This is a genomic window from Qipengyuania citrea (genome assembly GCF_024171405.1).
In the GTDB taxonomy this organism is placed as follows: domain Bacteria; phylum Pseudomonadota; class Alphaproteobacteria; order Sphingomonadales; family Sphingomonadaceae; genus Qipengyuania; species Qipengyuania profunda.
In genome coordinates this window covers 1,733,076-1,757,258 of record NZ_JALJZT010000002.1, presented here as the reverse complement: position 1 = coordinate 1,757,258, position 24,183 = coordinate 1,733,076, and the positions used below count along the sequence as shown (strand labels likewise).

Annotated in this window: 19 protein-coding genes and 1 pseudogene; 11 read left to right on the top strand and 9 right to left on the bottom strand. The window is 60.9% G+C overall.

Annotated features, from left to right (window positions below):
* Positions 1–31: 31 nt before the first annotated feature.
* Positions 32–718 (top strand): annotated as a pseudogene (dmeF, locus tag J2S32_RS09395) (CDF family Co(II)/Ni(II) efflux transporter DmeF); the annotation flags it as partial.
* 108 nt (positions 719–826) lie between these two features.
* Here the strand turns inward: dmeF and J2S32_RS09390 are convergent.
* Positions 827–1,234: a MerR family transcriptional regulator gene (locus tag J2S32_RS09390; RefSeq protein WP_253520473.1), complete on the bottom strand. Its 408-nt coding sequence runs from the start codon at positions 1,232–1,234 to the stop codon at positions 827–829.
* Between the two features lie 75 nt (positions 1,235–1,309).
* On the opposite strand from J2S32_RS09390, the gene J2S32_RS09385 reads away from it, so the two are divergent.
* From J2S32_RS09385 to J2S32_RS09355, 7 genes are all read left to right on the top strand, one after another.
* Positions 1,310–1,927: a cation transporter gene (locus J2S32_RS09385; protein ID WP_047822057.1), complete on the top strand. Its 618-nt coding sequence runs from the start codon at positions 1,310–1,312 to the stop codon at positions 1,925–1,927.
* A 91-nt stretch (positions 1,928–2,018) separates the two neighbouring features.
* Positions 2,019–3,968 (top strand): FTR1 family protein, encoded by a 1,950-nt coding sequence (locus J2S32_RS09380; protein WP_230279168.1) that lies wholly within the window; start codon positions 2,019–2,021, stop codon positions 3,966–3,968.
* A gap of 157 nt (positions 3,969–4,125) precedes the next feature.
* Complete coding sequence (locus J2S32_RS09375; protein ID WP_253520471.1) at positions 4,126–4,743, top strand: TetR/AcrR family transcriptional regulator; 618 nt, start codon at positions 4,126–4,128, stop codon at positions 4,741–4,743.
* The gene (locus J2S32_RS09370; protein WP_253520469.1) at positions 4,740–5,744 is read left to right on the top strand and encodes an efflux RND transporter periplasmic adaptor subunit; all 1,005 of its coding nucleotides are present in this window, start codon (positions 4,740–4,742) and stop codon (positions 5,742–5,744) included. Before J2S32_RS09375 ends, J2S32_RS09370 begins: the two co-directional genes overlap by 4 nt.
* 6 nt (positions 5,745–5,750) lie before the next feature.
* Positions 5,751–7,472: an ATP-binding cassette domain-containing protein gene (locus J2S32_RS09365; RefSeq protein WP_253520467.1), complete on the top strand. Its 1,722-nt coding sequence runs from the start codon at positions 5,751–5,753 to the stop codon at positions 7,470–7,472.
* Between the two features lie 23 nt (positions 7,473–7,495).
* On the top strand, positions 7,496–8,587 hold the full coding sequence (locus J2S32_RS09360; protein ID WP_253520465.1) for an ABC transporter permease: 1,092 nt from the start codon (positions 7,496–7,498) through the stop codon (positions 8,585–8,587).
* Positions 8,588–8,591: 4 nt separating this feature from the next.
* Entirely contained in the window at positions 8,592–9,698 is a 1,107-nt protein-coding gene (locus tag J2S32_RS09355; protein WP_253520462.1) for an ABC transporter permease, read from the top strand.
* A 6-nt stretch (positions 9,699–9,704) separates the two neighbouring features.
* On the opposite strand, the gene ppk2 is transcribed toward J2S32_RS09355, so the two are convergent.
* Positions 9,705–10,481: a polyphosphate kinase 2 gene (ppk2, locus tag J2S32_RS09350; RefSeq protein ID WP_046904074.1), complete on the bottom strand. Its 777-nt coding sequence runs from the start codon at positions 10,479–10,481 to the stop codon at positions 9,705–9,707.
* Positions 10,482–10,616: 135 nt separating this feature from the next.
* Here ppk2 and J2S32_RS09345 point away from each other — a divergent pair, with 135 nt between their 5' ends.
* On the top strand, positions 10,617–11,246 hold the full coding sequence (locus J2S32_RS09345) for an RNA polymerase sigma factor (protein WP_253520457.1): 630 nt from the start codon (positions 10,617–10,619) through the stop codon (positions 11,244–11,246).
* 272 nt (positions 11,247–11,518) lie between these two features.
* Here J2S32_RS09345 and J2S32_RS09340 read toward each other — a convergent pair whose 3' ends face one another.
* The 5 genes from J2S32_RS09340 to J2S32_RS09320 form a co-directional block, all read right to left on the bottom strand.
* Positions 11,519–12,568, bottom strand: coding sequence for a type II glyceraldehyde-3-phosphate dehydrogenase (locus tag J2S32_RS09340; protein ID WP_253520455.1), 1,050 nt, complete (start codon positions 12,566–12,568; stop codon positions 11,519–11,521).
* A gap of 56 nt (positions 12,569–12,624) precedes the next feature.
* The gene (locus J2S32_RS09335; RefSeq protein ID WP_253520452.1) at positions 12,625–13,542 is read right to left on the bottom strand and encodes a ribose-phosphate pyrophosphokinase; all 918 of its coding nucleotides are present in this window, start codon (positions 13,540–13,542) and stop codon (positions 12,625–12,627) included.
* A complete protein-coding gene (locus J2S32_RS09330) occupies positions 13,539–15,023 on the bottom strand; it encodes a thymidine phosphorylase family protein (RefSeq protein WP_253520449.1) in 1,485 nt (494 codons plus the stop codon). Before J2S32_RS09330 ends, J2S32_RS09335 begins: the two co-directional genes overlap by 4 nt.
* A gap of 50 nt (positions 15,024–15,073) precedes the next feature.
* Positions 15,074–16,438, bottom strand: a complete 1,365-nt coding sequence (locus J2S32_RS09325; protein WP_253520447.1) for an MBL fold metallo-hydrolase RNA specificity domain-containing protein — start codon at positions 16,436–16,438, stop codon at positions 15,074–15,076.
* Positions 16,439–16,524: 86 nt separating this feature from the next.
* Entirely contained in the window at positions 16,525–17,859 is a 1,335-nt protein-coding gene (locus tag J2S32_RS09320) for a hypothetical protein (RefSeq protein WP_240623727.1), read from the bottom strand.
* 82 nt (positions 17,860–17,941) lie between these two features.
* Between J2S32_RS09320 and J2S32_RS09315 the strand changes: the two genes are divergently transcribed.
* A complete protein-coding gene (locus J2S32_RS09315) occupies positions 17,942–19,597 on the top strand; it encodes an acyl-CoA dehydrogenase family protein (RefSeq protein ID WP_088712490.1) in 1,656 nt (551 codons plus the stop codon).
* 54 nt (positions 19,598–19,651) lie between these two features.
* Here J2S32_RS09315 and J2S32_RS09310 read toward each other — a convergent pair whose 3' ends face one another.
* Together J2S32_RS09310 and J2S32_RS09305 are read right to left on the bottom strand one after the other, a co-directional pair.
* Entirely contained in the window at positions 19,652–22,045 is a 2,394-nt protein-coding gene (locus tag J2S32_RS09310; RefSeq protein ID WP_253520444.1) for a heavy metal translocating P-type ATPase, read from the bottom strand.
* An 85-nt stretch (positions 22,046–22,130) separates the two neighbouring features.
* Positions 22,131–23,060, bottom strand: a complete 930-nt coding sequence (locus J2S32_RS09305; RefSeq protein WP_230279179.1) for a 1-phosphofructokinase family hexose kinase — start codon at positions 23,058–23,060, stop codon at positions 22,131–22,133.
* Between the two features lie 189 nt (positions 23,061–23,249).
* Between J2S32_RS09305 and J2S32_RS09300 the strand changes: the two genes are divergently transcribed.
* Positions 23,250–24,101 (top strand): alpha/beta fold hydrolase, encoded by an 852-nt coding sequence (locus J2S32_RS09300; RefSeq protein WP_088712493.1) that lies wholly within the window; start codon positions 23,250–23,252, stop codon positions 24,099–24,101.
* The last annotated feature ends 82 nt before the right edge of the window (positions 24,102–24,183 follow it).

Below are 24,183 nucleotides of genomic sequence, written 5' to 3'. Positions count from 1 at the left end.
CGCATGAGGTCTGTGTTTAAGAGCGAGATTTATCCCGGGTGCCCACGTCGCGTGCTCCGCGCTCGCCCATGATCACAACTTCCTGAGCGCCTCGCACGACGCGCATGAGCGGCGCACGCGCTATGTCGTTGCGTTGACCGCCGTGATGATGGTGGTCGAAATTGTTGCGGGCCTGTGGACCGGATCGATGGCTCTTCTCGCCGATGGTATCCACATGGCGACCCATGCAGGTGCCTTGGGCGTCGCGGCCTTCGCCTACTGGTTTGCCAAGCGCCATGCGAACAACCCGCGTTTCACATTCGGTACCGGCAAGGTGGGCGACCTCGCCGGCTTCGCGAGCGCGCTTGTCCTCGCCATCTTCGCAATCGGGATCGCGGTTGAATCGGCTCAAAGGTTCGTCAGTCCGCTCACGATTGCCTATACCGAGGCTATCTGGATCGCCGTGCTCGGCCTCGTGGTGAACCTCGCGAGTGCCTGGCTGCTTGGTGCCGATCATCACCATGGGCATGATCACGACCATCATCATCACCACGACCATGCGCATGCCGACAACAATCTGCGCTCCGCCTATTTCCACGTGCTTGCCGATGCCCTGACTTCGGTCCTGGCTATCGTGGCCCTTCTCGCCGGCATGTACCTCGGCTGGGCTTGGATGGACGCGGCAATGGGGTTGGTGGGTGCAATCGTGATCGGGCGCTGGTCATGGTCACTGCTGCGCGTAGCCCCAAATCCAGAACGATAGGGCTCACGACCGTCAAGCATACGAATGGCATCGCTGCGACGGGCCAACAGACATTAGTATGCGAGTGCCGCTCTCATACAGTTCTCAGGTGCCACCTCGTGTCGTTTGGCCGACCAGAGCATCAATGATCCTGCAGTCGCTCACCCTGTCTTGTTCGCAGCTCGCAATCATGCGCGAGAGTTCATCGCGCATGACCTGCAGGGCGGCAATCTTGCTTTCTACCTGACCAAGATGCGCGCGCGCCAAGGAATCAACCTCAGCGCAGGATCGATCATCCTCTTTCGAGAGCTCGAGCAGTTCGCGGATATCCGGCATCGAAAATCCGAGGTCGCGCGCCCGGCGAATGAAGATCAATCTCGCCGCCTCGCCAGGCCCGTAATCGCGATAGTTAGACCGAGTTCGGGGCGGGGGACTTAGAATGCCTTCGCGCTCGTAGAAGCGGATCGTCTCGGCTTTGACGCCAGTTTTCCGTGCGACTTCACCAATTCTCATACCATCAGCTCCAATCGCTTGACCTTATAGTGGCTACAAGGTGAATAGGCCGTTTCGAAACGAGGAGGCGAGTGGATGGCGAAGAATTGTTGCGATGCTGCCGATGTCGGCGATGTCCATAACGATCCGAGATGGCGCAAGGTCCTGTGGGTGGCCCTTGGTCTCAACGCCATCATGTTTGCAGTCGAAATCGTGGCCGGGATTGCCGCCGATTCGCGCGCGCTACAGGCCGATGCACTCGATTTTCTGGGCGATTCGGCCAATTATGCCATCAGTCTCGGAGTTGCCGGAATGGCGATTGCATGGCGGGCGCGCGCGGCGCTCGCGAAGGCGGCGACCATGCTGGGCTTTGGTCTTTGGGTCCTGGGCTCGGCGATCTGGGGCCTCTTCGCCGGCGCATCTCCGGATGCCGGAACGATGGGCATCGTCGGTTTCCTGGCGCTCGCAGTAAATCTCGCGGTCGCGGCGATGCTCTTTCGGTATCGAACCGGGGACGCGAATATGCGCTCGGTATGGATCTGTTCGCGCAACGACGCGATCGGAAACGTCGCGGTGCTAGCGGCCGCGGTCGGTGTTTTCGGGACGGGGGCGGCATGGCCTGATCTTGCTGTTGCCGGAATCCTGGCAAGCTTGGCGATCTGGGGAAGTGCCGACGTGTTCGTCCAAGCGAGGCGCGAGCTCAGGGCAGCATGAACGGTCTAAAGCACAGCCGCCGGTTGCGTCGGACATGAGAAGTAGTTTATTTGATATTGCGACTTAATTGCATAGCCTGAGAAGGGTTCGGATGTCTGTTTCCATTCCATCGCCGCACATGGTGCTAAGGGTCTTCATCATCTCCCTCCTTCTAAGCCTGTCCGGCGTAGCGCGCGCGGAGGGCGCAGAGGTGCGCACGACCTGGCGCCTTCTCGACTACATTGCTGTCGATTACTCCGCAGCGGTGTCGAACGGGCAGGTCATCGACGATTTCGAATACAGCGAAATGGTCGAATTTTCTTCGACCGTCGGCGAACAAGTAGCCGCGCTTCCCGATGCTTCGGCCAAGCCCGGTCTCTTCGCGATGTCTGTCGAGCTGCGCCAGGCGATTGAGAAGAAAGCCCCGGTCGAGCGCGTTTCCCGGCTGGCCCGTGCCTTGGGGGGATCGCTGTTGGAGGCGTACCCGGTTCCGCTGGCTCCCCGAAGCCCGCCGGATCTGTCTCGCGCAGCGGCGCTCTTTGCGCAAAACTGCGCCTCGTGTCACGGTGCTTCGGGCAGTTCCCCTCCGGCAGCCAGCATGACGCTCGAGCCTCCACCGATCGATTTTACCGATGATAACCGCGCGCGCCAGCGCAGCCTCTTCGGTCTCTATCAGGTTATAACTCAGGGCCTTGAGGGCACGTCGATGCCCAGCTTCGCCACACTTCCGGAAGCCGATCGTTGGGCCCTCGCATTTCATGCAGGCGGCATCGCATTCGAGGATCTCGAACGCGGGGAGAAAATCTGGCGCGAAGATGACCGGGTGCGGCGTCTGATACCCGATCTCGAGACACTTGCGGCCATCACGCCCGCAGAGCTCGCCGACGCGATCGGAGAGAACCGGGCATTGGCCGTCATGGCATACCTGCGATCAAATCCCGGAGTTGTCAGCCAGAGAAGCGAGAACGGCTCGCTCGATCTTGCGCGGCAGACCCTGCAGCAAAGTCTCGCCGCCTACGAGCGGGGCGAACGCGCAGAGGCGCGCCGACTAGCTCTGTCGGCCTATCTTGACGGCTTCGAACCGGTCGAGGGTATTCTCGCGACGCGCGATGGTGATCTCATGCGGCAGATCGAGCAAGCGCTCAGCCAATATCGTTCAGATATCGAGCGCAACGTGCCTGTCTCGCGATTGCGCGAACGACACGCTTTCGCCGCGAGCCTGCTTGAGCAAGCGGATGTCGCTCTCGCGCCCGAAGCAGCCAGCGACATCTCCACTTTTCTGGGTGCCTTCACGATCCTGCTGCGCGAGGGGATAGAGGCACTTCTCGTGGTGATTGCCATGATCGCCTTCGTTCGCAAATCGGATCGCGGCGAAGTAATCGCCTACGTTCATGGCGGCTGGATCGCCGCGCTGCTGGCAGGCGTCGCCACCTGGGTGGCCGCGACCTACTTCGTCGCTATTAGCGGAGCGAGCCGCGAGCTCACCGAAGGATTCGGTGCGCTGTTGGCGGCGGTCATCCTCATTTCCGTCGGGATCTGGATGCACGGCAAGAGCCAGGCAGATGAATGGCGACGCTATATTCAGCAGAAGATGGGGAAGGCTCTCTCCAGGCGATCGGCATGGTTTCTCTTCGGGCTCGCCTTTGTCGTCGTCTATCGCGAAGCCTTTGAAACGATCCTGTTCTATGCTGCCCTCTGGACCCCTGATAGCAGTTCGGTGATACTTGCAGGGGCCGTGTCGGCTCTCGCCGTCCTGTCGGCTCTTGCATGGTTTATGCTGCGCTACAGCCGCAAGCTTCCGATCACGCAATTTTTCAAGTACAGCGCGATCCTGATCGCAGCGCTCGCGATCATCCTGACCGGCAAGGGTGTGGGCGCGTTCCAGGATTCCGGACTTCTTTCCGCCACCTTCATTTCCGGCTTGCCGCGCCTCGCCGAACTCGGCTTTTTTCCGACTGTGGAGACGACCGGCGCGCAGTTGATCACGTTGCTGACACTGATTGTCGGATTTCGCGCACGCCGGGCTTCTTCCACCCCGGCCCCGGCAAACATCAAGGGATAAGCGGTCCCGGTTACACAGTGTCCTCGGTCTGGACGCGGGGCGGGCCTGCGAATGAACATCCTACGCTTCAGAGCAAGCATAAAGCTACGCCGAAAAAGGATCATGCAGATATGTAATATCTCGCTGACTGATGCGTCAGTCATATCGAGGTGTTCAAATGGCCGATGATATCGCCGGAAAATTGAAAGCTGCCGCGGCCGAGCTGTTCACTCAGCACGGATTTACGGCAACCCGCGTCGCCGACATCGTCGCGAATGCAGGGGTAGCGCAGGGGACCTTTTACCTGCATTTTGAAAACAAGCCGTCGCTGTTTGTCGCGCTTATCGATGAATTCTTTGCAGGACTGATTGAGGAGACCATTGCCCGCCATCCCGCCAAGCGGCTGCAAACTGGAGAGCATCTATCAGCCGAGGTTGAGGAGATCTGGATGACCATCATTCGGTATGGCCGCAAGCATGATATTCTGACCAGGCTGGTCTTGCGTGAGGCCTATGCGCTTCCGCCCGAGCAGCGCGCTCATATCAATCGACATTTCGAGCAAGGTGCTGACGCGCTCGCGCGGTATCTCGAAGATGCCCAACAGCTCGGCCTGGTGAAGAATCTCCCGGCGCGACTCATTGCTTGGCTTCTTGTCGGAGTGATCGAGCGGGCAATGCACTACGCCGTTTTTGTCGCGCCGAACGCACCGAGCGTGTCGCTGGCAGGGCATTGCACCGAGTTCGAACTCCTGGGCCTGCTGGAACCTAGTGCCGCTAGGACCGGAGGCGAATCATGAGATCCAGACAGAAGGTCTACATCGGCATTGGCCTGCTCGTATTGCTAGCCGCTTCGGCAGCGACAATCTGGCTGACGCAGCCTGATCGGCATGAGCGAGAAGGTCATCTGGTACTCAACGGAAATGTCGACATTCGTCAGGTCAATCTGGCGTTCAAGGTTCCAGGCAGGATCGACCGATTGGCGTTCGATGAGGGAGATAGGGTTGAAGCTGGCGATCTTTTGGCCTCGCTTGAACCTCAGGATTATAAGAACGAGATCGCGCTTGCCGAAGCGCGTGCCAGCCAACGCTCCGCAGCGCTCGCCGCTCTCGAATCGGGCAGCAGGCCGGAGGAGATCGAGCGGGCGAGAGCGCGGGTTGCAGAAGCGGAGTCCGCGCTGAGCGTTGCCCAGGCAACCCTGGACAGGGTCGAACACCTCGCCGGGAAGGGCTTTGCCTCATGGCAGACCCGGGACGAGGCGCGCTCTCAGCGCGATCGCGCGGCCGCTCAGCGGCAGGCGGCACTCGAAGAACTCTCGCTTGTCCGCGAGGGACCCCGACGCGAAGAAATCCGGCAAGGACGCGCGGCGCTTGGAGCCGAGCGAGCTGCCGCTGCACTCGCCCGGCAACGCCTAGTAGACGCGAACCTTTACGCGCCCGCTGACGGGATCATCCTGACGCGCGCACGCGAGGCTGGAGCCATCGTGGGGCCGGGCGAAACCGTATTCACACTCGCACACACCTCGCCCATGTGGATCCGGGCCTATATCGAGGAACCCGACCTCGAGCGCGTCGAGATCGGTACCCCCGCGACAGTGTTGACCGAGGCTGGCCGCGAATTTCCCGGCCGCATTGCCTACATCTCACCGACAGCCGAGTTTACACCCAAGTCCGTTGAGACCCGCGAACAACGCACCAGCCTTGTCTACCGGGTGCGTGTGCGTACCGAAGATCAAGACGGAATCCTGAAGCAGGGCATGCCGGTCTCCGTGATCGTCCGTCCCGTCGCCCGCGGGCGTTGACGGGTGGTGGCCCTGGTAACCATCGAAGGCCTGACCAAACGGTTCCCCAAGCAAGCCGAACCGGCATTGCGCAGTGTTAGTACACAGATCAGATCGGGCCACATCGTCGGGCTGGTGGGGCCCGATGGCTCGGGGAAGACAACCTTCTTGCGCTTGATCGCCGGACTGCTGCGCGCCGATGAAGGCGGGATCGACGTGGGAGGTTTCGATCCCGTCGCCAACGCGAAGGAGGTGCGCGCGCGCATTGCCTATATGCCGCAACGTTTCGGCCTCTACGAGGATCTGAGCGTGGAGGAAAATCTCAATCTCTACGCAGATCTGCGCGGACTGGTTGGATCAGCGCGCAAGGCGACATTCGAGCGGCTTCTCGATTTTACCGGCCTAGCGCCATTTACCGGCAGATTGGCGGGCGCCTTGTCGGGCGGCATGAAGCAAAAGCTCGGGCTCGCCTGCGCTCTCGTTGTGACACCTGAACTCCTGTTGCTGGACGAGCCAAGCGTCGGCGTAGACCCTATTTCGCGGCGCGAACTCTGGCGAATGGTAAGCCGACTGACCGACGAAGGGATCACGGTCGTTTGGGCAACCGCCTACCTCGATGAGGCCGAGAAATGCGAGACTGTGCTCGTGTTGAGCGAGGGCGATCTCATCTTCGACGGTCGGCCGGCTGACCTAGCCGCGCGTGTCGATGGCCGGGTGTTTATGATCGAGGGCATCGAGGGCGATCGGCGCTACGTTTTGAATAACGCTCGCCAACACGAAGCTGTGATGGATGGAACAATCCAGGCCAGCGACGTCAGGCTGTTGATCAATGAGAACGCGCACGCCCCCTCACCGGCTTCGATCGGCGCGGGGGATAGCGCTCGGCTGAAGCGTGTCGCGCCGCGTTTCGAGGACGCGTTCATCGATCTCATCGGCGGCGGGTTTCGCGCCGAGTCGCCCTTCGCCGGTGGATCGGAGCGCAGCCACGATACAGCGATTGCCGTAGAGGCGCGCGGACTAACGCGGATGTTCGGCTCCTTCACTGCGGCGTCCGAAATCAGTTTCGATGTGCGTCGAGGTGAAGTGTTTGGGCTTATCGGACCCAATGGCGCGGGCAAGTCGACTACATTCAAAATGCTCTCCGGCCTTCTCAAGCCGACCAGCGGTGAGGCTCGTATTGCCGGTGTCGATTTGCGTACTGCCGCGAGCGAGGCACGGGCTCGTCTCGGATACATGGCGCAAAAATTTTCGCTGTATGGCGATCTCAGCACGTTGCAGAATCTGCGGTTCTTCGCACGTGTTTACGGCCTTACCGGAGTGCGGCAGCGTACCATGATTGCGCGTATGATCGAAAGCTTCGCCCTCACGGACAAGCTCGATGAGAATTCCGGTCAGCTCCCGCTTGGGTTCAAGCAGCGTCTGTCACTCGCCTGCGCCGTCATGCACGAGCCTGACGTCCTTTTTCTCGACGAGCCGACCTCGGGTGTCGATCCGCGTACGCGCCGTGAATTCTGGGCCCATATCAACGCAATGGTCACGAACGGCGTAACCGTCATCGTGACGACACATTTTCTCGACGAAGCGGAGTATTGCGACCGCGCTGCGCTCATATATCGCGGGCAGATGATCGCTTTGGGAACTCCCGCCGAACTCAAGGCGCAGGCGGCCTCCTCGACCTTGCCCAACCCGACCTTTGAGGATGCATTCATCGCTCTCGTCGAAGAGAACGAAGCGGTAAACGCGCCATGAGGTTTTCGCGTTTCGCAGCGATCATGCGCAAGGAAACCCGGCAGGCTATTCGGGACCCGAGCACACTCATGATTGCCGGCCTATTGCCGATCATGCTGATCTTCCTGTTCGGTTATGCGGTTTCGTTCGACCCCCGGCAGTTCTCGGTCGGCGTTGTGGTCGAACAGCCGACCGGAGAGACGGAGAGCTTTGTCGCGTCGCTGCGCAACACGCGCTATTTCGAGATTGAAACAGCGCCTGTGCGAAAGGACTTCGAAACCCTCATGGCCGCGGGCGAGCTCGATGCGATCATCATCCTGCCACAGAATTTCAGCGCAATCACGCTCCGCGGAGAGGCGGCGCCGATCCAGATCCTGGTCGATGGGGGTGATCCAAACACAGCCGGACTGGTTGGCTCCTATATTGAATTGCTCGTTATCAATTGGCTCGAGCAGGAATGGCTCGATCGCGGGCAACCGCCGCTCGCGCCTCTCGTCTCGATTGAGCCGCGTGTCTGGTTTAACGCCGAGATTTCGAGCCGCAACTATCTGGTCCCCGGCTCGGTGGCGATCATTCTCACCATAATCGGCGCCTTGCTCACTGCGCTTGTGGTTGCCCGCGAATGGGAGCGCGGCACTATGGAAGCGCTCCTTGCGACCCCTGTCGGTCCGCTCGAACTGCTGCTGGGCAAGCTTGTGCCCTATTTCGTGCTGGGCCTCGGCTCGTTCATGCTGTCCGTGTTTGTGGCCGTGGCGTTTTTCGGTGTTCCCTTCCGCGGATCGTTTCTCGCGCTCTCGCTCGCAGCCGCACTCTTCATGCTGTGCTCGCTGGGCCAAGGACTGCTCATTTCGACGCTCACCCGCAACCAGCTCGTGGCAGCGCAGGTCGCGGTGATGCTTGCCTTTCTGCCCGCGTTCTACTTTTCCAATTTCGTTTTTGAGCTCGACAGCATGCCACTGGCGCTCCAGCTCTTCAGCTACGCGATCCCGGCGCGCTTTCTCGTCTCGACTCTGCAGACGCAGTTTCTTGCTGGCAATGTCTGGGCGGTTCTGCTGCCCGACCTCGCTGCCCTTGCCATCTTCGCGATTGTGATCTTCGCGATCTGCGCTCTGTTCACACGCACCCGGCTCGACTGAGACCATGTGGCAACGCATCTACGCCTTGATAGTGAAGGAGCTTCTGGCAAGCGCGCGGGACCCGCAAACCCGTTGGGTGGTGCTGTTTTCGCCGCCCTTCCTGCTCCTTATCTACGCCTTTGCGATTACGCAGGAAGTATCGGACGTCACCCTGGCGGTCTACAACCAGGACCACGGCAATGCCTCGGTCGAGCTTATCAGCCGCTTCGAGGGTGCCGAAGTATTCGATGAGATTATCCATTTGCGAGCAGGCGCGGATATCGCGCCGACAATCGACGCACGCCGTGCGACGCTGGTCCTGCGTGTTGGCGAAGACTTCTCGCGCCGTCTCGAGCGCGGCGAAAGTGCCGAGGTTCAGCTCATCCTCGATGGCCGCAGATCCAACACCGCTCAGATCCTGCTGGGATACAGCAGTCGGGTCGTCGAAGCCTATAATCAGGAGCGGCTCTATAGACTGCGCGCGACAGCACCTGTGCGTCTTGTCCAGAGGACCTGGTTCAATCCCAATCTCGAGCCGCTCTGGTCGGCCGTGCCCGCGCTCTTTGCCGTCCTCGTAGCCGTGGTCGGTTTCATGGTGTCCGCGCTGTCGATCGCCCGCGAGCGCGAGCTCGGTACCTTCGAGCAATTGCTGGTGTCGCCGCTGCGCCCCTTCGAGATCCTGATCGGCAAAAGCGTGCCGGCTCTCCTGATTGCGCTGACGAGCGCAAGTGCGATGCTGGTTCTGGGGATGCTGTTTCTCAACGTACCGATCCGCGGTTCTCTCGCCCTGCTTTTCTTCGGAATGGTTGTCTATCTCGCTGCAATAGTCGGTATCGGCCTGTTTATCTCATCGCTCGCCAAGACCCAGCAGCAGGCGATTATCGGGCTGTTCATGTATATGGTCCCGGCTGTGCTCATTTCGGGCTATGCCACGCCGGTAGAAAACATGCCCGACTGGTTGCAGGGCCTTGCCGCCGCCACGCCGATCACCCACTTCATAGTCATCAGCAAAGCGGTGTATCTTCGTGAAGCGCCCCTTTGGCTCTATTTCTCCCACATCTGGCCCATGGCGCTTATCGCTGCCGCGAGCCTGCTGGCGGCGACCTGGTTGTTCCGCCGCCGAACGGGTTAAACAGTTTCACGGGGCCAAGCCACCAATCCCGACTTCGGCAATCGGCAGGATGACCGAAGGGTCGGGACGCGCGAGGCGTTGATCGACCGCCTGGCACGCGATGGATTGCAGCATGTGCCGGATGATGTTGAGGCGTGCGGCGCGTTTGTCGTTGGCGCGCACTGCAATCCACGGGGCATAGGCAAAATCTGTGCGCGTCAGCATTTCGTCCCGGGCGTTGGAATAATCATTCCACTTCTCAAGCGCCGCTGCATCGATGGGGCTGATCTTCCACTGCTTGAGCGGATCAGTGCGCCGCGCTTTGAGGCGCTTGGCTTGCTCTTTTCTATCGATGTCGAGGTAGTATTTGAGAAGCGTAGTCCCGTCGCGTGCCAGCATTTCTTCGAATTGCGCGACGTTAGAGAAGAAGTCGGCAACTTCCTCCTTGTCGGCAAATCCCATCACCCGTTCGACCCCCGCCCGGTTGTACCAAGAGCGATTGAACAGAGCGATCTCCTCATCGGCGGGAAGCTGTTCGCTGTAGCGGCGAAAATACCAGCTGCGGGTGTCGCGATCGGAGGGTTTTCCCAAAGCGACGACCCGCGTCTCGCGCGGGCTCATATGTTCGCGCACACGCTTGATCACACCGTCCTTTCCGGCCGCGTCCCTCCCTTCGAAGATGATCAGAACACGCTCGCCATGGGCGATGACCTGGCGTTGTATCTTGACCAGTTCGATCTGCAGCGCGCGCAATTGTTGCTTGTATTCGCTCTTGGATATTTTCTTCTTTTGCGAACTCGACATGTTGCTCTCCGGCTCTTTAGCTGCGATAAGGGGCGAGCCCCGAACATGTCGTAACGATACTACCGCCTGCGACCGTTTTACAGGAAGGGACGGGCCCTTCTCCGGTATTGGGGCACTGGCGCTTCGGGGTTTTCCATGATCGAAAATAAAGCCGATAAAGCTGACGGGTCCGAGGAGGCGTTGCGACCGATGGATGAAGCAGTGCGCCGGGCCCTGGTGGATAGCCACGAAGATATGCTGCGTTTCCTTATCGGCCGCATGCGGGGGCGTCAGGAGGCGGAGGAAGTTCTCCAGCGTTTCATGCTTCGTGCGATCGAGCGGGCTGGGGACCTGCGGGATGTGGGTTCGGTCAAGGGATGGCTCTCCCGAGTGCTGGCGACGACGATTGCCGACTTTTACCGACAGGCTGCGCGCGGCCGTAAACACGAAACCGCCATTGATCCTCAGGAACTTGCCGAACTTGCCGAGGCGGAAATCGTGTCGGACGAAGAGATAGAAGCTGCCGTCTGCAACTGTCTCTATCGCCTCCTGCCAACGCTCAGGCCGGACTATGCCGAAGTCATCTGGCGCGCTGATTTGCTCGAGGAGCCGCGTGAAAGCATTGCCAGCGCGCTCGATACGAGTGTCAACAATATCAACGTGCGTCTTCATCGTGCGCGCGGCGCACTTCGCACGCGCCTGCTCCAGATGTGCCGCACCTGTGTCATTCACGGTTTCCTCGATTGCGAATGCCAGCAAGAGAAGGAGCACGCGCCCGCGCTGTAGACGCGGACTGTCGGGGCCGCACTATCTGGGCGATGCTAGTCTCCCTCCTTCGGCCGCGCGTCTCCTGGGCTGTATGGCTGTGTAGCTTTATCGTTTTGGCGTGGATGGCTGTCGACGCCTAAGGTCCAGGCCGGCGGGTCGCTTGCGGGAAACGTTTCGATCAAAGCTTCGTCGATCGCTCGCTCTTCCAGGCCGGAGGATCGCGTCTTTGGCTTGCATCGTGGCCGGTCCGTGGGGGCGTTCGTCATTGGCTTCGCTCTTGCCTCCAATCGCTACAATCTCAGCTCGTCTGCTCCGATACCAAGCGTCTTGTTTGTCAATCGCATCGAGACCTCGGGCTGCTCCTCGCTCGACGCCAGGGCACGGATCGCATCTATCGTTTCAGGGATGACGATGGCTTGATTGTCGACCATGTAATTGTAGCACAGTTCGGTTCCATCGACCGCGAGAATGTTGCTCCACAGGGCCACCTCGTAGAGGTCTGCATTGGGCCGCCCCTCCATCGCCATCGCCTCTTTGACGCTGTTGAGGGCCGACAGTCCGCTGTCTCCATCGATGAGCAGAATTCTTGGCGAGGCCGCAAATGCGTCGAGGACTTCCTCCTTTGTCGCCGGCCGGGTGAGCTCGACATACCAGCTGTGTAGATGAGCCAGGGTCTCAGGAACCTTGATCGCAATCGTCACCACATCGAGTTCCGGATCCACATGCCGGGCATCCGGCCCCTGATGGCTCGGGATTGTCGGCTCGGGCACGAGCGTGTTCATGATCCCCCCGAGATGGCTCTCCCAGGGGTCGGTGGCCCGGCGCATAAGTGTCCCGCGCGCTTTTTTGAGCAGGCCTGCGCGCTTCAGCGCCCCTAGGGTGCGGACAATCGACGTGGTGTTGCATGACACGACCCGTGTCGCATCGCGTCCGAATGCGCTCCCGTAGGTTGCTTCGGCGACGAATGAGTGCCCCGCCACGTCGTGCTTCTCGCCTCCCTGCACGATGAATGGCTTCCCGGCGCGGCGATAGATGTTTGCGTTCTGGGCACCGATGCCCTTGGGTGTGCAGTCGACAATGACGTCGCTTGCCGCGATGAGATCCTCTAGCGAACCCGCAACGTCGAGACCCGACTCCGGCAAGGTTTGCGAGGCCTGCGAAATGGCCGCGAACAGGCGAACGCCGTCCTTCGCGAGCATTGCGATCCGCCAATCGGCGGCGACGTCGGCGACACCGGCCAATGCCATATCGGGTTGCAGCCTTACGGCGCCGACAACGCGGCGACCGATTACCCCTGCTCCTACGACCCCTACCGAGATCTTGTTTGGCTCCTTTGTCATTGAAAATGAACTCCAGTTGGTGGTTGCGGCGCTTTCGTTACGCCGAAAGGGTGGGATTAGTGACCGGCTCCGATCAGCTCATCGTTCTGGACGCTCCATGCGCACAAAGCCTCGGCGAGTGCCGGCGAAATATCCACCGCGTTGGTTGGATGCGCGATGGCATTGACGCTGATCACGCGCTTGGCCCCGGCCTGCAGGAGCTCGTCATATGCATCGCCGGCAAAGATGGGGTGGACCACAACGCACACCGGCGGCTGTGTCCCAGCCTTCGAGAGCAGCTTGACTGTTTCGACGAGCGTTCGCGCACTAGAGGCAATATCGTCGATGATGACGGGTTGTTTGTCGTCCATATCGGGAAGGCTCCCGCCGCTGATCGCCACATCGAAGTCGCCCCAGCGTTTCTTCTCCAGAACGGCTGAAGGGATCCCTGCCCTGTCTGCGACATCGAGCACCCATTGTTCGCTCTCCTCGTCGGGCCCGATGACGAAAGCGTCCGGAATGTTGGCTATTAGCCAATCCGCGATCGCCGGTGCTGCGGGCACGACCTTGCTCGGCACCGAATAAATCTCGTCGAGATTGTCGATGCGGTGCAGGTGGGGATCGACGGTGACGAGGAAATCGAAATAGAACGACAGCAGCCGCGAGAACGACATGGATGTGATGGCCTCGCCCGGATTGAACGCCTTGTCCTGGCGCATATAGGCTAGATACGGCGCGACGAGCGCGATGCTGCGTGCGCCCTGATCGCGCAGCGCATCCGCCGCAAAAAGCAATGGCGCGATTTTCGCATCGGGCCGATCAAGAGTGCAAAGCAGGACTACATCGCGGCCACTTACGGGTGTGGCGATCCGCAGGTAGGTTTCTCCATCGGGGAACCGGCGCGTCTCGAGTTCGCCGAGATCGGCCTCGAAACACCGGGCAAGTCCTTCGGCCATGCCCGGTGCCGCGCTAAGGGAAAAGACGACCCTGCTCATTGTGCCTCCAATCTGATCATATCGCTGTTGCGCAAAGCAAAGGCGAAAGCGTAATCAAGTTCGCCCATGCTTTCGCCGTGAATGGTGAAGAGGGGCTGGCCTTCCTCGATCAAATCGCCCGACTTCACATGCAGAGCGATACCGGCCGTCGCGCGCTGCGGTGCGCCAGCGAGTTTGGCAGTGCGCGCAAGCAGGCGGTTGTCGAAGGTGGCTACCCGTCCTGCGCGCGTGGCGAGGAATTCGCGCGTCTGGAGCGCCCGCCCTGGCTCTTTGAAGCCGCCCTGGGCCTCGCAGATAGCAAGAAATTTGCTTTCTGCGCGCCCCTCGACCAGCAATTGCGTCGCCCGATGGAGAGCATCGGAGCGTGGTGCGCCGCTCAATTCGAGGATGCCGGCAGCCAGCGCCAGCGCGCGAGCTTTGAGATCCTGCGGCGCGTCGTCGCGGTTGGCCAGAACCGCAAGGACATCATGTGCCTCCAGGGCCGGCCCGATCCCGCGTCCCACTGGCTGGGTCCCGTCGGTCTGGACCGTCGTGACGTGCAGTCCGCATTGCAGCGCCACGTCCTTGAGCAGCCGCGCCAGGGCATCGGCGTCTCCCGTGCTCCTGATCTTCGCGGTTGGCCCTACTGGTAGGTCAAGCAATACGTGCGTCGATCCGGCAGCAAGTTTCTTGGAGAGCACCGAAGCGACAAGTTGCGCATCGCTATCAACATCCAGAGCCCGCTCGATCCGAATAAGGACGTCATCTGCAGGACTGAGATTGACGCTGCCGCCCCAAACGATGCAGCCGCCTTCGCGCTCGACCACTTTCTGCATGGCCGCCACATCGAGCGTTACAGGCGCCATGGTCTCCATCGCATCCGCAGTGCCGGCCGGTGACGTGATCGCCCTGGATGACGTTTTTGGCATCGTGAGCCCGGCGGCTGCGACAATACTGACCACGATTGGTGTTGTCCGATTGCCCGGCAGCCCGCCGACGCAATGTTTGTCCATCACGCGGTCGGCATTCCATTCGAGCCGGTCGCCTGCAGCGAGCATCGCTCGGGTGAGGGCGGCGGTTTCCTCACCTTGTGCCGGTTGCGCAGCGAATGCGGAGACGAACGCGGCGATGTCGACATCCGAATACCGACCGTCCGCGATATCGGCGATGATGTGTCCCAGTCGGTTGTCATCAAGCCGGTGGCCATAGAGTTTAGCTCTAACGTGGCTGAGCGACGACAACGGCTGAGGATGCCTGACCTGAAGCTCTTCGCCTTCGGCGAGCGAAAGCCGTGCCATCAGCCGATGAGGCAGACCCACTTCATCATCGGCCAGGAGATTATCAGTGGCCCGGTAAAGCGTCGCCAACACCGTTCTTCCTCGCGCGACAAGTTCCACCCGGGCGCGGGCGCGGAACCCTTCGGACCGCGCAACCGGACAATCCTCATGCATGAAGATCATCGCTTCGCCAGCGGTTTCGATCGGTAAGGCGCGCGCGCGCAACGGATGAGCAAGTGCATCCGTGGAGGAGGTGGGGGTAAGGACACCCTCTCTCATGAAAGCACGACCTCTTCGGCGTGCTCGGGGACGCGCGCATTCCAGCCAAGACGTTCGGTAACAAGATGTCTTAGGGTGTCGGACGCACCGGGTTCGCCATGGGTTACGAAGACCTGCTGCGGGGAGGACCGGAAACCTTCAAGCCATCGCAGCAGCTCGTCCTGGTCGGCATGGGCCGAGAGCATGTCGAGCTGTGCCACCTCGGCGCGAACGGGGATATAGCTGCCGTGGATTTTCAGTTCAGTCGCGCCATCGCGCAGGGCTGCGCCCCGCGTGCCGCCAGCCTGAAACCCTGCCAAAATGATCGTGTTGCGGTGACTGGGGGCATAGTGTTTGAGGTGGTGGAGAATCCGCCCGCCGGTTGCCATGCCGCTCGCTGAAATGATGATCTTCGGCATGGCGCTGCGATTGAGCTGCTTCGAATCTTCGGCTTCGCGAACATATTCGGCAATTCCGCAGGCATCGCGGCATTGCTGTTCGGTGAGCCGGTGTTCGCCGAGATGGTCACAGAAAATCGAGCTGGCGTTCACCGCCATGGGACTGTCGAGATAGATCGGGATTTGCGGCAGGCGGCCTTGCTGCCGCAACTGACCGAGATGGTAGAGGAGCGTCTGGGCGCGCCCGATCGCGAAGGAAGGAATGATGACCGACCCGCCGCGCTGGACCGTTCTTCCGACAACGTCTTCGAGTACACTTTCAGGATCGGCCTCGCCATGATGGCGATTGCCGTATGTGGATTCGGTGACGATGTAATCGGCCTCTGGAACCGGCACGGGGTCGACCATCGTGGCGCTGCCATAGCGGCCGATGTCACCCGAGAAGACAATCTTCATATCGCCGCACTGCAGCTCGATACTTGATGCGCCGAGAATATGGCCCATCGGCCGGAAGATCGCCTTGCAATCGCGCGTAACTTCGACCAGCTGCTGGAAGGGCACAGGCCGGAATGACTTCAGCGCGGTTTTCGCGTCGGCCTGGGTGTAAAGGGGCCGAGGTGATTTGTGCCTGCTGTACCCTTTTCTTTTTGCATAGCGGGCGTCGGCCTCCATTAAATATCCGCTGTCGGGAAGCAGCAATTCGCACAATTTGAGCGTTGCATGCGTGCTCAGAACAGGCCCCTTGAACCCGTCGCGTATCAGAGCTGGAACGTAGCCCGAATGATCAAGGTGAGCATGCGTGAGAAGAACCGCATCGATTGACGCCGGATCGACCGAGAACGGCTTCCAGTTGCGCTCACGAAGCTGTTTGAAGCCCTGGAAGAGCCCGCAATCGATTAGGATCCTGTGATCAGGCGTCTGCAGGAGATATTTCGATCCGGTAACCGTACCGGCTGCTCCGAGAAAACTTAGCGTGTAGCTCACCAGACCTCTTCCCTGCCAATCGGATAGATTAGTAACCCCCAACAGACGGGAGCACGTGGCGGAAATTACAGTTCAACCGTCCGAACTTACCGGAATCCGCAGGCAGGATCATCCGTCATGGGAAGTATCGGCGAAAAGCCGCCACCCGGGGTTCGCATATTTGTCGCCTGGCCATGGTAGAGCCGTGCCGCGCGCAACAGTATTTCTCCGGCATAGGTATAAAGCCGCACATCCACTTTGAGCTCGACGATATCCGTCTCAAGGCGGACCTTGCGCGTGCTCGGAGGCGTAAACCGCTGCGCGACATAGCCGCCCTCGACGATCTCGGACCAGACCCGCTTCGTCAGCTTCGCTCCGCGATAGGCGGCCTTGCTGCCATAACCGCGGGCAGGTTTGAAAAACCAGTCTCGCCGTTCGGACCAGAATTTCTCGGCGTTAAAACGATCGACGATTGCTGTTTTCGGCACCGCGGCGAGGATCACTTTTTTCTCGCGTTCGCTCAAACCGCACGAAGCCAGCCAATCCGGATCGGAAAGCAGGCAGAGGTTCCGCTTGTCGGCATAGAGCGCATGGATATGCGGATTTGGCGAGAGCACGACGCGGCCTGTCATATAGGCTTCCCGAAGGGTCCGGCTCTCCGGGCGATCGAGCGAGAAATCGACCAGGCGATTATACACAAGATCGATTTTCCTGCCCTCGAAGAGTAATCCGGCGGGGGAGAGCTCGAGGTCCTCGGGCCCGGCGACCACCGCTTCATATCCGTGCTCCTGCAACAGGGTCCTTGCTGCGAGAAATTCGGGAAAAAGCGGCTGTCCTTCAGGATCATCATCGACGATGGCGATGGATTCGAGCTCACCGGCACGATCCTGCGCATGCCACTCCTCCTCGAACATCCGGGCAATTCTTGTCCGAAACGTGTCCTGTGAGATGTCTGCGGCCAGAGCCGGTCGTGTTTCCCTGCAGCATTGGGTTTGCGCATCGGCAAGCAAGGCGTTCAGAAAAGCGCCGCCGGCATTGGTGTTGATCTCGATGAGCCGCGGACCGTTGGCGGTGAGATGGAAGTCGTAGCCCATAAGAACCCCTTTGGGCCCGAAATCTCGGGCGGCTGACGAAGGCGCCCAGCCCATGACAACCGAGCGGAAGGCGGGGGTTTTGGCGACGGTCTCGATGGCCGTGACAACCTCCGTCATGGCCGAAAGCGTAGCTGGATCGATGAAAACCGGGGCGTTGGCGAAAAGGTTCGACTGTGATGCAAGGAGGGTGTCGCCGGCTCCGCTCTCGCCGAGTTCCGTATCGAGGAGGGTCGCCAAACGCTGCCGGTCGAGCGTTACGCACATGCACTCGGCATTGGCCCAGTCCGCCGCCTTCCCTTCAGCCTGTTCTGCAGCACAGCTGTCGGTCTTGTCATCGCATGGCATCATTCGGTTCCATCAATAATGGGCAGATAAAGCACTTCGCCCAGTGAGGAGTTGCGCTTTTTCGCTGTCTCGGCGAGACTCGGATATGCCGAGAATCTCTTTGCCAGACCAGCTTGCCACGCATGAAGTGCTCAACCAGCCTCCACCCCTTGTGGATTTCAACGCCTTCGAGCTCGACGTTCCTCTGCAAAGCGCACTCGAACGAAACGGGGCGGCTGCGCACCGCGACCAGCTTGCTGTATTTGGCAAACGCGTCGGCAGTTTCGAGGCGCTCGAATGGGGGCGCCTTGCCAACGAAAATCCGCCAAAGCTGAAAACCTTCGACCGCTTCGGCCACCGGATCGACGAAGTCGAGTTTCATCCCGCCTACCACCAACTCATGCGCCTCGGTCTTGAATCGGGCGTGTCGGGGGCGGCCTGGACCGCCGAACAGGCGGGTCATACGCTGCACGCTTCGCTCCTCTACCTCATGACCCAGGCCGACGCGGGCACGGCCTGCCCGATGTCGATGACTTACGCGGTCGTTCCCGCGCTCCGCGCCGAACCGGCCGTAGCCGCTGAATGGGAGCCGCGCGTTACCAGCGGCCGATATGACCCGCGGTTTATCCCGGCGGCTGAGAAGACTGGCGCGACAATGGGCATGGCGATGACCGAGAAGCAGGGCGGTAGCGACGTTCGCGCGAATACTACACGCGCGCATGCGCTCGGCACGGGGGAATATGAGCTGATCGGCCACAAGTGGTTCTGTTCCGCCCCGATGTCCGACGCCTTTCTGACCCTCGCCTACGCAGAAGGCGGTCTGACCTGCTTTCTCGTGCCGCGCTGGCGCCCCGACGGGACCCGCAATGCCATTCACATCATGCGGCTCAAAGACAAGCTCGGCGACCGCTCCAACGCCTCGTCCGAGATCGAATATCACGGCGCCTGGGCCCAGCGTGTCGGGGAAGAAGGTAGGGGCATACGGACCATCATCGATATGGTGCAGGGTACACGGCTCGACTGCATTGCAGGGTCCGCCGCGGGAATGCGTGCAGCTCTTACGCAAGCCGCATGGCATACGCGGCACCGCACGGCCTTCCAGCGCCAATTGGCCGACCAGCCCGCCATGCGCGGTGTTCTCGCCGACCTCGCGCTCGAGGTCGAGGCCGCGACGGCGCTGATGATCCGCATCGCCTCGGCGTTCGACGCTGCGCAGGCCGGCGACGAACGCGAAGCGGCCTTTGCGCGCCTCGCGACACCGATCGCAAAATATTGGGTCTGCAAACGTCAACCCGGCTTCGTCTACGAAGCGCTTGAGTGTCTTGGCGGCGCCGGCTTTGTGGAAGAGGGGCCCATGCCGCGCCTTTTTCGGCAGAGCCCTCTCAACGCGATCTGGGAGGGGTCGGGTAACGTGATCGCGCTCGATGCCCTCCGCGCGCTCACGCGCGAACCGCAAGCGTGGGAAGCCCTGCGCGCGGAGCTTGGCCGGGCGCAGGGCGCGCATCCGCTGCTCGATGCGGCCATCGATCGCCTCGACGGCATTCGTGTCAATGGTGTCCCCGCGGAATCCGAAGCGCGCGCCTTCGTCGAGACGGTCGCGCTGTCGCTCGAGGCAGTCTGCCTCCGCGATGCACCATCTGCCGTTCTCGCCGGGTTCTGCGTGACGCGGCTCGACCCCGACAACCGTGCGTTTCTTTATGGCGGAGCGAATGCTTCGCTTGACACCGACCGGCTGTTGGCCCGTGCCCTGCCGAGCGAATGAGGCGTCGGACGCTCTTGCAGTGAAGGACACTTGGACGGCATCAAGGCCTGACACTCAGGCACTCGCCTGACCGGTAACAGGCGGTGTGGGGGCCTCTTCGGCAAAATTTTCAGGCTTATAGCTGTCTAGGCGGGTGCGTTTGAGCAGCAGGGCATTGACCGCGACAAGGACGGAACTGCCGGACATCGCGATTGCTGCGACAGCGGGACTGATAATGAACGGATAGAAGACACCGGCGGCGGCGGGAAAGGCGATGACGTTGTAGGCGACCGCCCAGAACAGGTTCTGATGCATCTTTCGCAGCGTCGCACGCGACAGCTCCACCGCGCCCACAACATCGTAGGGATCACTTCGCATCAGCACGACGTCTGCGCTTTCCATGGCCACATCGGTACCGGCCCCGATCGCAAAGCCCACATCGGCCTGGGTCAGGGCAGGCGCATCATTGATGCCATCCCCGACCATTCCGACTCTTTTTCCTTGCGACTGAAGCTCTTTCACCTTGTCGGCCTTCTGGCCGGGAAGCACATCGGCGAGCACGATGTCGATACCCAGTTCCTCGGCCACGCGCCGCGCGGTACCCTCATTGTCGCCGGTGAGCATGGCGACCTCGACGCCCTTGTCATGTAGCCGGGCAATCGCGGCCTTGGCCGTCGGACGCGGCGCATCGGCGATCGCGATCAGGCCTACAAGAATCCCCTGGTGAGCGACATGGACGACCGTGCGGCCCGCTCCCTTGAGTTCCTCGGCCTTGTCAGCCAGCCCTCCCAGTGAGATTGATTCTTCGTCCATCAGCCGGCGGTTGCCGAGGAAAACGGTATCGCCGTTGACCTCCGCCTGCGCCCCTCTCCCGTCGCGGTTGAGAAAATCGCGCGCTTCGGGGATCTTCAGTCCTTCGGCCTTGTCAAGGATCGCAAGGGCGAGCGGATGCTCCGATCCCTTTTCGACCGCAGCGGCCAGTAGCAACACTTGTTCGGGCATGCGGCCCTCGGCGGCCACGATATCCACGACGCGCGGTTCGCCCATCGTCAAGGTGCCGGTCTTGTCGAAGATAACGACATTGAGCTTTGTGGCGTCTTCCAGCGCCGACGCGTTCTTGAACAGAATGCCGCGACTTGCGCCGAGCCCGGTGCCGACCATGACCGCCATCGGTGTGGCCAGTCCGAGCGCATCGGGGCAGGCGATCACGAAGACCGTGATTGTCAGGGTCACGGCAAACAGCAATGTTTCACCGATCCACCAGAACCAGACAGCAAACGTTCCGAGGCCAATGACGATCGCGATCAGAACAAGCCATTGCGACGCGCGGTCGGCGAGCAATTGCGCGGGCGCCTTGGAATTCTGCGCCTCCTGCACGAGCTTCACGATTTGCGCGAGCGCCGTGTCAGCGCCGACCTTGGTCGCCCGGTAGCGGAAACTGCCGCTCTTGTTGATCGTTGCCCCGATGACTTCGTCTCCGGGGGATTTCGCGACGGGCATGGATTCACCGGTCAGCATCGATTCATCGACCTGGGAGCTGCCTTCCAATACCTCCCCGTCTACGGGGATCTTGTTGCCCGGGCGGATGAGCACGGTGTCGCCTTCAAGGACGTCGGCCGTTGGGATTTCCTGCTCCTCGCCATCGCGCAGAACGACCGCCATTGGCGGGGCCAGGTCGAGCAGAGCCCGGATCGCCGCCGACGCGCCCGCGCGCGCGCGCATTTCCAGCCAGTGCCCGAGGAGGATGAACACGAGCAGGATGGCGACGGCCTCATAGAATTGCACGCCGGGAAAGAAAAATGTCGATCCGACGCTGAAGAGATAGCCGGTGCCGACCGAAAGCACGACAAGCACGGCCATATTGAGAATGCCATTGCGAAGGGCGCGCCATGCAGCGACCACAAATGGCCAGACCGGATAGAGCACGGCCGCGCTCGCCAGGCCGAACAGAAAAAGCTCAAGATTCATGCCGAACGGCGGGGCCGGAGGAGTGAAAAACCCGCCCATCGGGGAGTAGATGAAAATCGGGATCGTGAAGATGAAGGTAATCCAGAAACGGTTGCGCATGTCGCGTACCATCTCCTGCATGTCCATGCCTGCCCCGTGGCCCATTTCCTGGGCCATTTCGTCCTTCGCCCCGCCTTGGCGGTGGTCGTGGTGAACTGCCTGTTCTCCCCTGCTGTCCGCACCGCGCCCCGGTCCCGTGCCGGATTCCGAAAGATTTGCTTCCGCCGGTTTACAGACATGCTTCGGCATGATGCCGCCACGGCAGCGGAAACCGCAGCTTTTGATCAGGCTCTGAAGCCGCGTCCCATCGGTCTGCGCAGGGTCGTATTCCACGGTCACGCTGCCCCCCGCGGGGTTTGCAGTGGCTCGGCTTACGCCGGCTTCATGCCGCAGCTGCTTCTCCACGCCGAGGTGATCGAGTTCTTCAAAGAGATTTCCGACTTCTAAAGTGAGTGTTGCCAAAGCGAATTCCCTCTAGGCTGAACCATAGTGCTTCTGGATCAAGACGGTAATGAGCGCTGGCTCTTACAGTTGCTTGCCTGCCACCCTAGCCCTCGCTGCGCGCTCTGAGTTCGGCATAGAGCCGCTCGACATCGCTGCGCTTGCATAGCGAAGTTCCTGGTGTAAGCGCCGTGGCAGCGCCAGCTGCCATGCCGTAAAGAAAGGCCGCCTCGGGCGCGTCGCCTGCGGCAAGGCGAACGGTCATTGCGGCAAGGAAGCTGTCTCCCGCACCGACGGCGCTTTGTGCATTGATCTTCGGGGCGGCGTGCATCACGGTCTTCTCGGGCGTTACAAGCATGGCGCCATCGCGCCCCAGAGTGAGAGCGAGCATGTCGAGGCCATTATCGCGCACGATGGCTTGGGCCGCCGTTTCCTGCTCTGCCGCGGTCGCCAGCCTTCGGCCGACGAGCGTTTCGAGTTCGCCTAGGCTCGGCTTTGCCAGGTGAACGCCGCCACCAATGCCATGCCGCAGAGCGTCTCCAGAACTGTCCAGTACCAGCTTGATGCCTCGGCGCTGGCAAATCGCACCGACGACGGCGTAGATATCGCTACGCAGGCCGCGCGGAAGACTCCCGCTTGCCACGAGATATTTGCAATCGAGCGTTTGCAGCGCTCGCAGGACGACTTCGCAGTCGCGTTCGGAGACTTCCGGACCCTGCGGCACGAAGCGAAATTCGAGATTGGTGGACCGTTCGTAGATCGCGTGGCTGATCCGCGTGGAGCCGGAGATCGAGAAGCGTTCGGCCCGCACCCTTGCTTGCTTGACGAGCTCCTGCAACACGCCGCCTGTTGCTCCACCTGCAAGATAAAGCGCGTAGGACTCGCCGCCGAGTTCATTGATGACGCGCGCAACGTTGAGACCGCCTCCGCCAGGGTAATAATGCTCATCGAATGTGCGGATCTTGTGCATCGGCTTCACCACCTCGGCCTGCGCCGCACCATCGATAGTCGGGTTGAGCGTCAGGGTAGCTATCATGACGAGGGGATCCTTTGTCTTTTTTACGGTCTCCCCGGTTAAGACGCGGCAGGATACGCAGCCTTACGCCGCCATGATCCGCTCGTATGCCTGTCTGGTTTCGTCGGCGCTCGTCAGACTGAGCCGCCCGTGTAACCTTGGCGACGCCAAGGCGTCTGTCCTGCAGGCGACGCGCGAAAAATCAGAGAAATGGTGCAAGATTTGATCCTCCCTTCAAGACGCGATCGCGACCCTGAGCTATTTGTGAAGATATTTGGAAGCGGTGTCCGGACCCTGGTGTTCGTTGCGGGGCTGGGTGGGACCACGCGATATTGGGAGACGCGGGTAACCGAGCTTGCGCAAGAGCATAGAATTGTGCTCGTCGACCTCTTGGGCTTCGGACGATCGCCCAAGCCCTGGGTGAAGTATAGCGTCGAACGGCATGTCGATGCCCTGCAGCGCGTTCTCGCCCCTCTCGGGCCGGTAACGCTCGTTGGCCATTCGCTGGGCGCCCTGATTGCCGCAGCCTATGCGGCCAGACATACCGAGACTGTCGAGCGCCTCGTACTCATCAGCCTGCCTCACTTCGGATCGCAGGACGCGGCGTATACATATATGCGCCAGGGACCGGTTAAAGGAGGGCTCATATACACCAACGTCCTGTTGACCATGCTAGCCTGCATCATCACGCGCCGCCTGTTAGGGAGAATCCTGCCCTATCTCATTCGAGATATTCCGCGCGAGGTCGTCGAAGACCTTGTCAAGCATACGTGGAGGTCATCTACCTCGTCGCTATGGGATGTTGTCTATCGCCATGATGTTGCGGACGACCTGAGAATTCTAGAGCCCGTTCACAACGTGCTTTGTATTCATGGGAGCGATGACATCATGGCACCGCTTGCGCCGGTAAGAGCGCTGGCAGAAGCTTTCTCGAGTGTGCAGCTTTGTGTCCTTGAGGGGCTCGATCATCACCCCTTTCTGCGCGAGCCGGAAAGGTGCTGTGAGCTTATCGCGAGCTTTGCCGAGCAAGCGGCGCGAGAAGCCATGCTGCCGAATGGCTGAGCCCGCCTGACTCCTTTGGCCCCGGACGGGGAGGGCCGAGCCGCGCTGATGCGGGCCGAGGGTGCCTCTGCGCCTGTCTCCG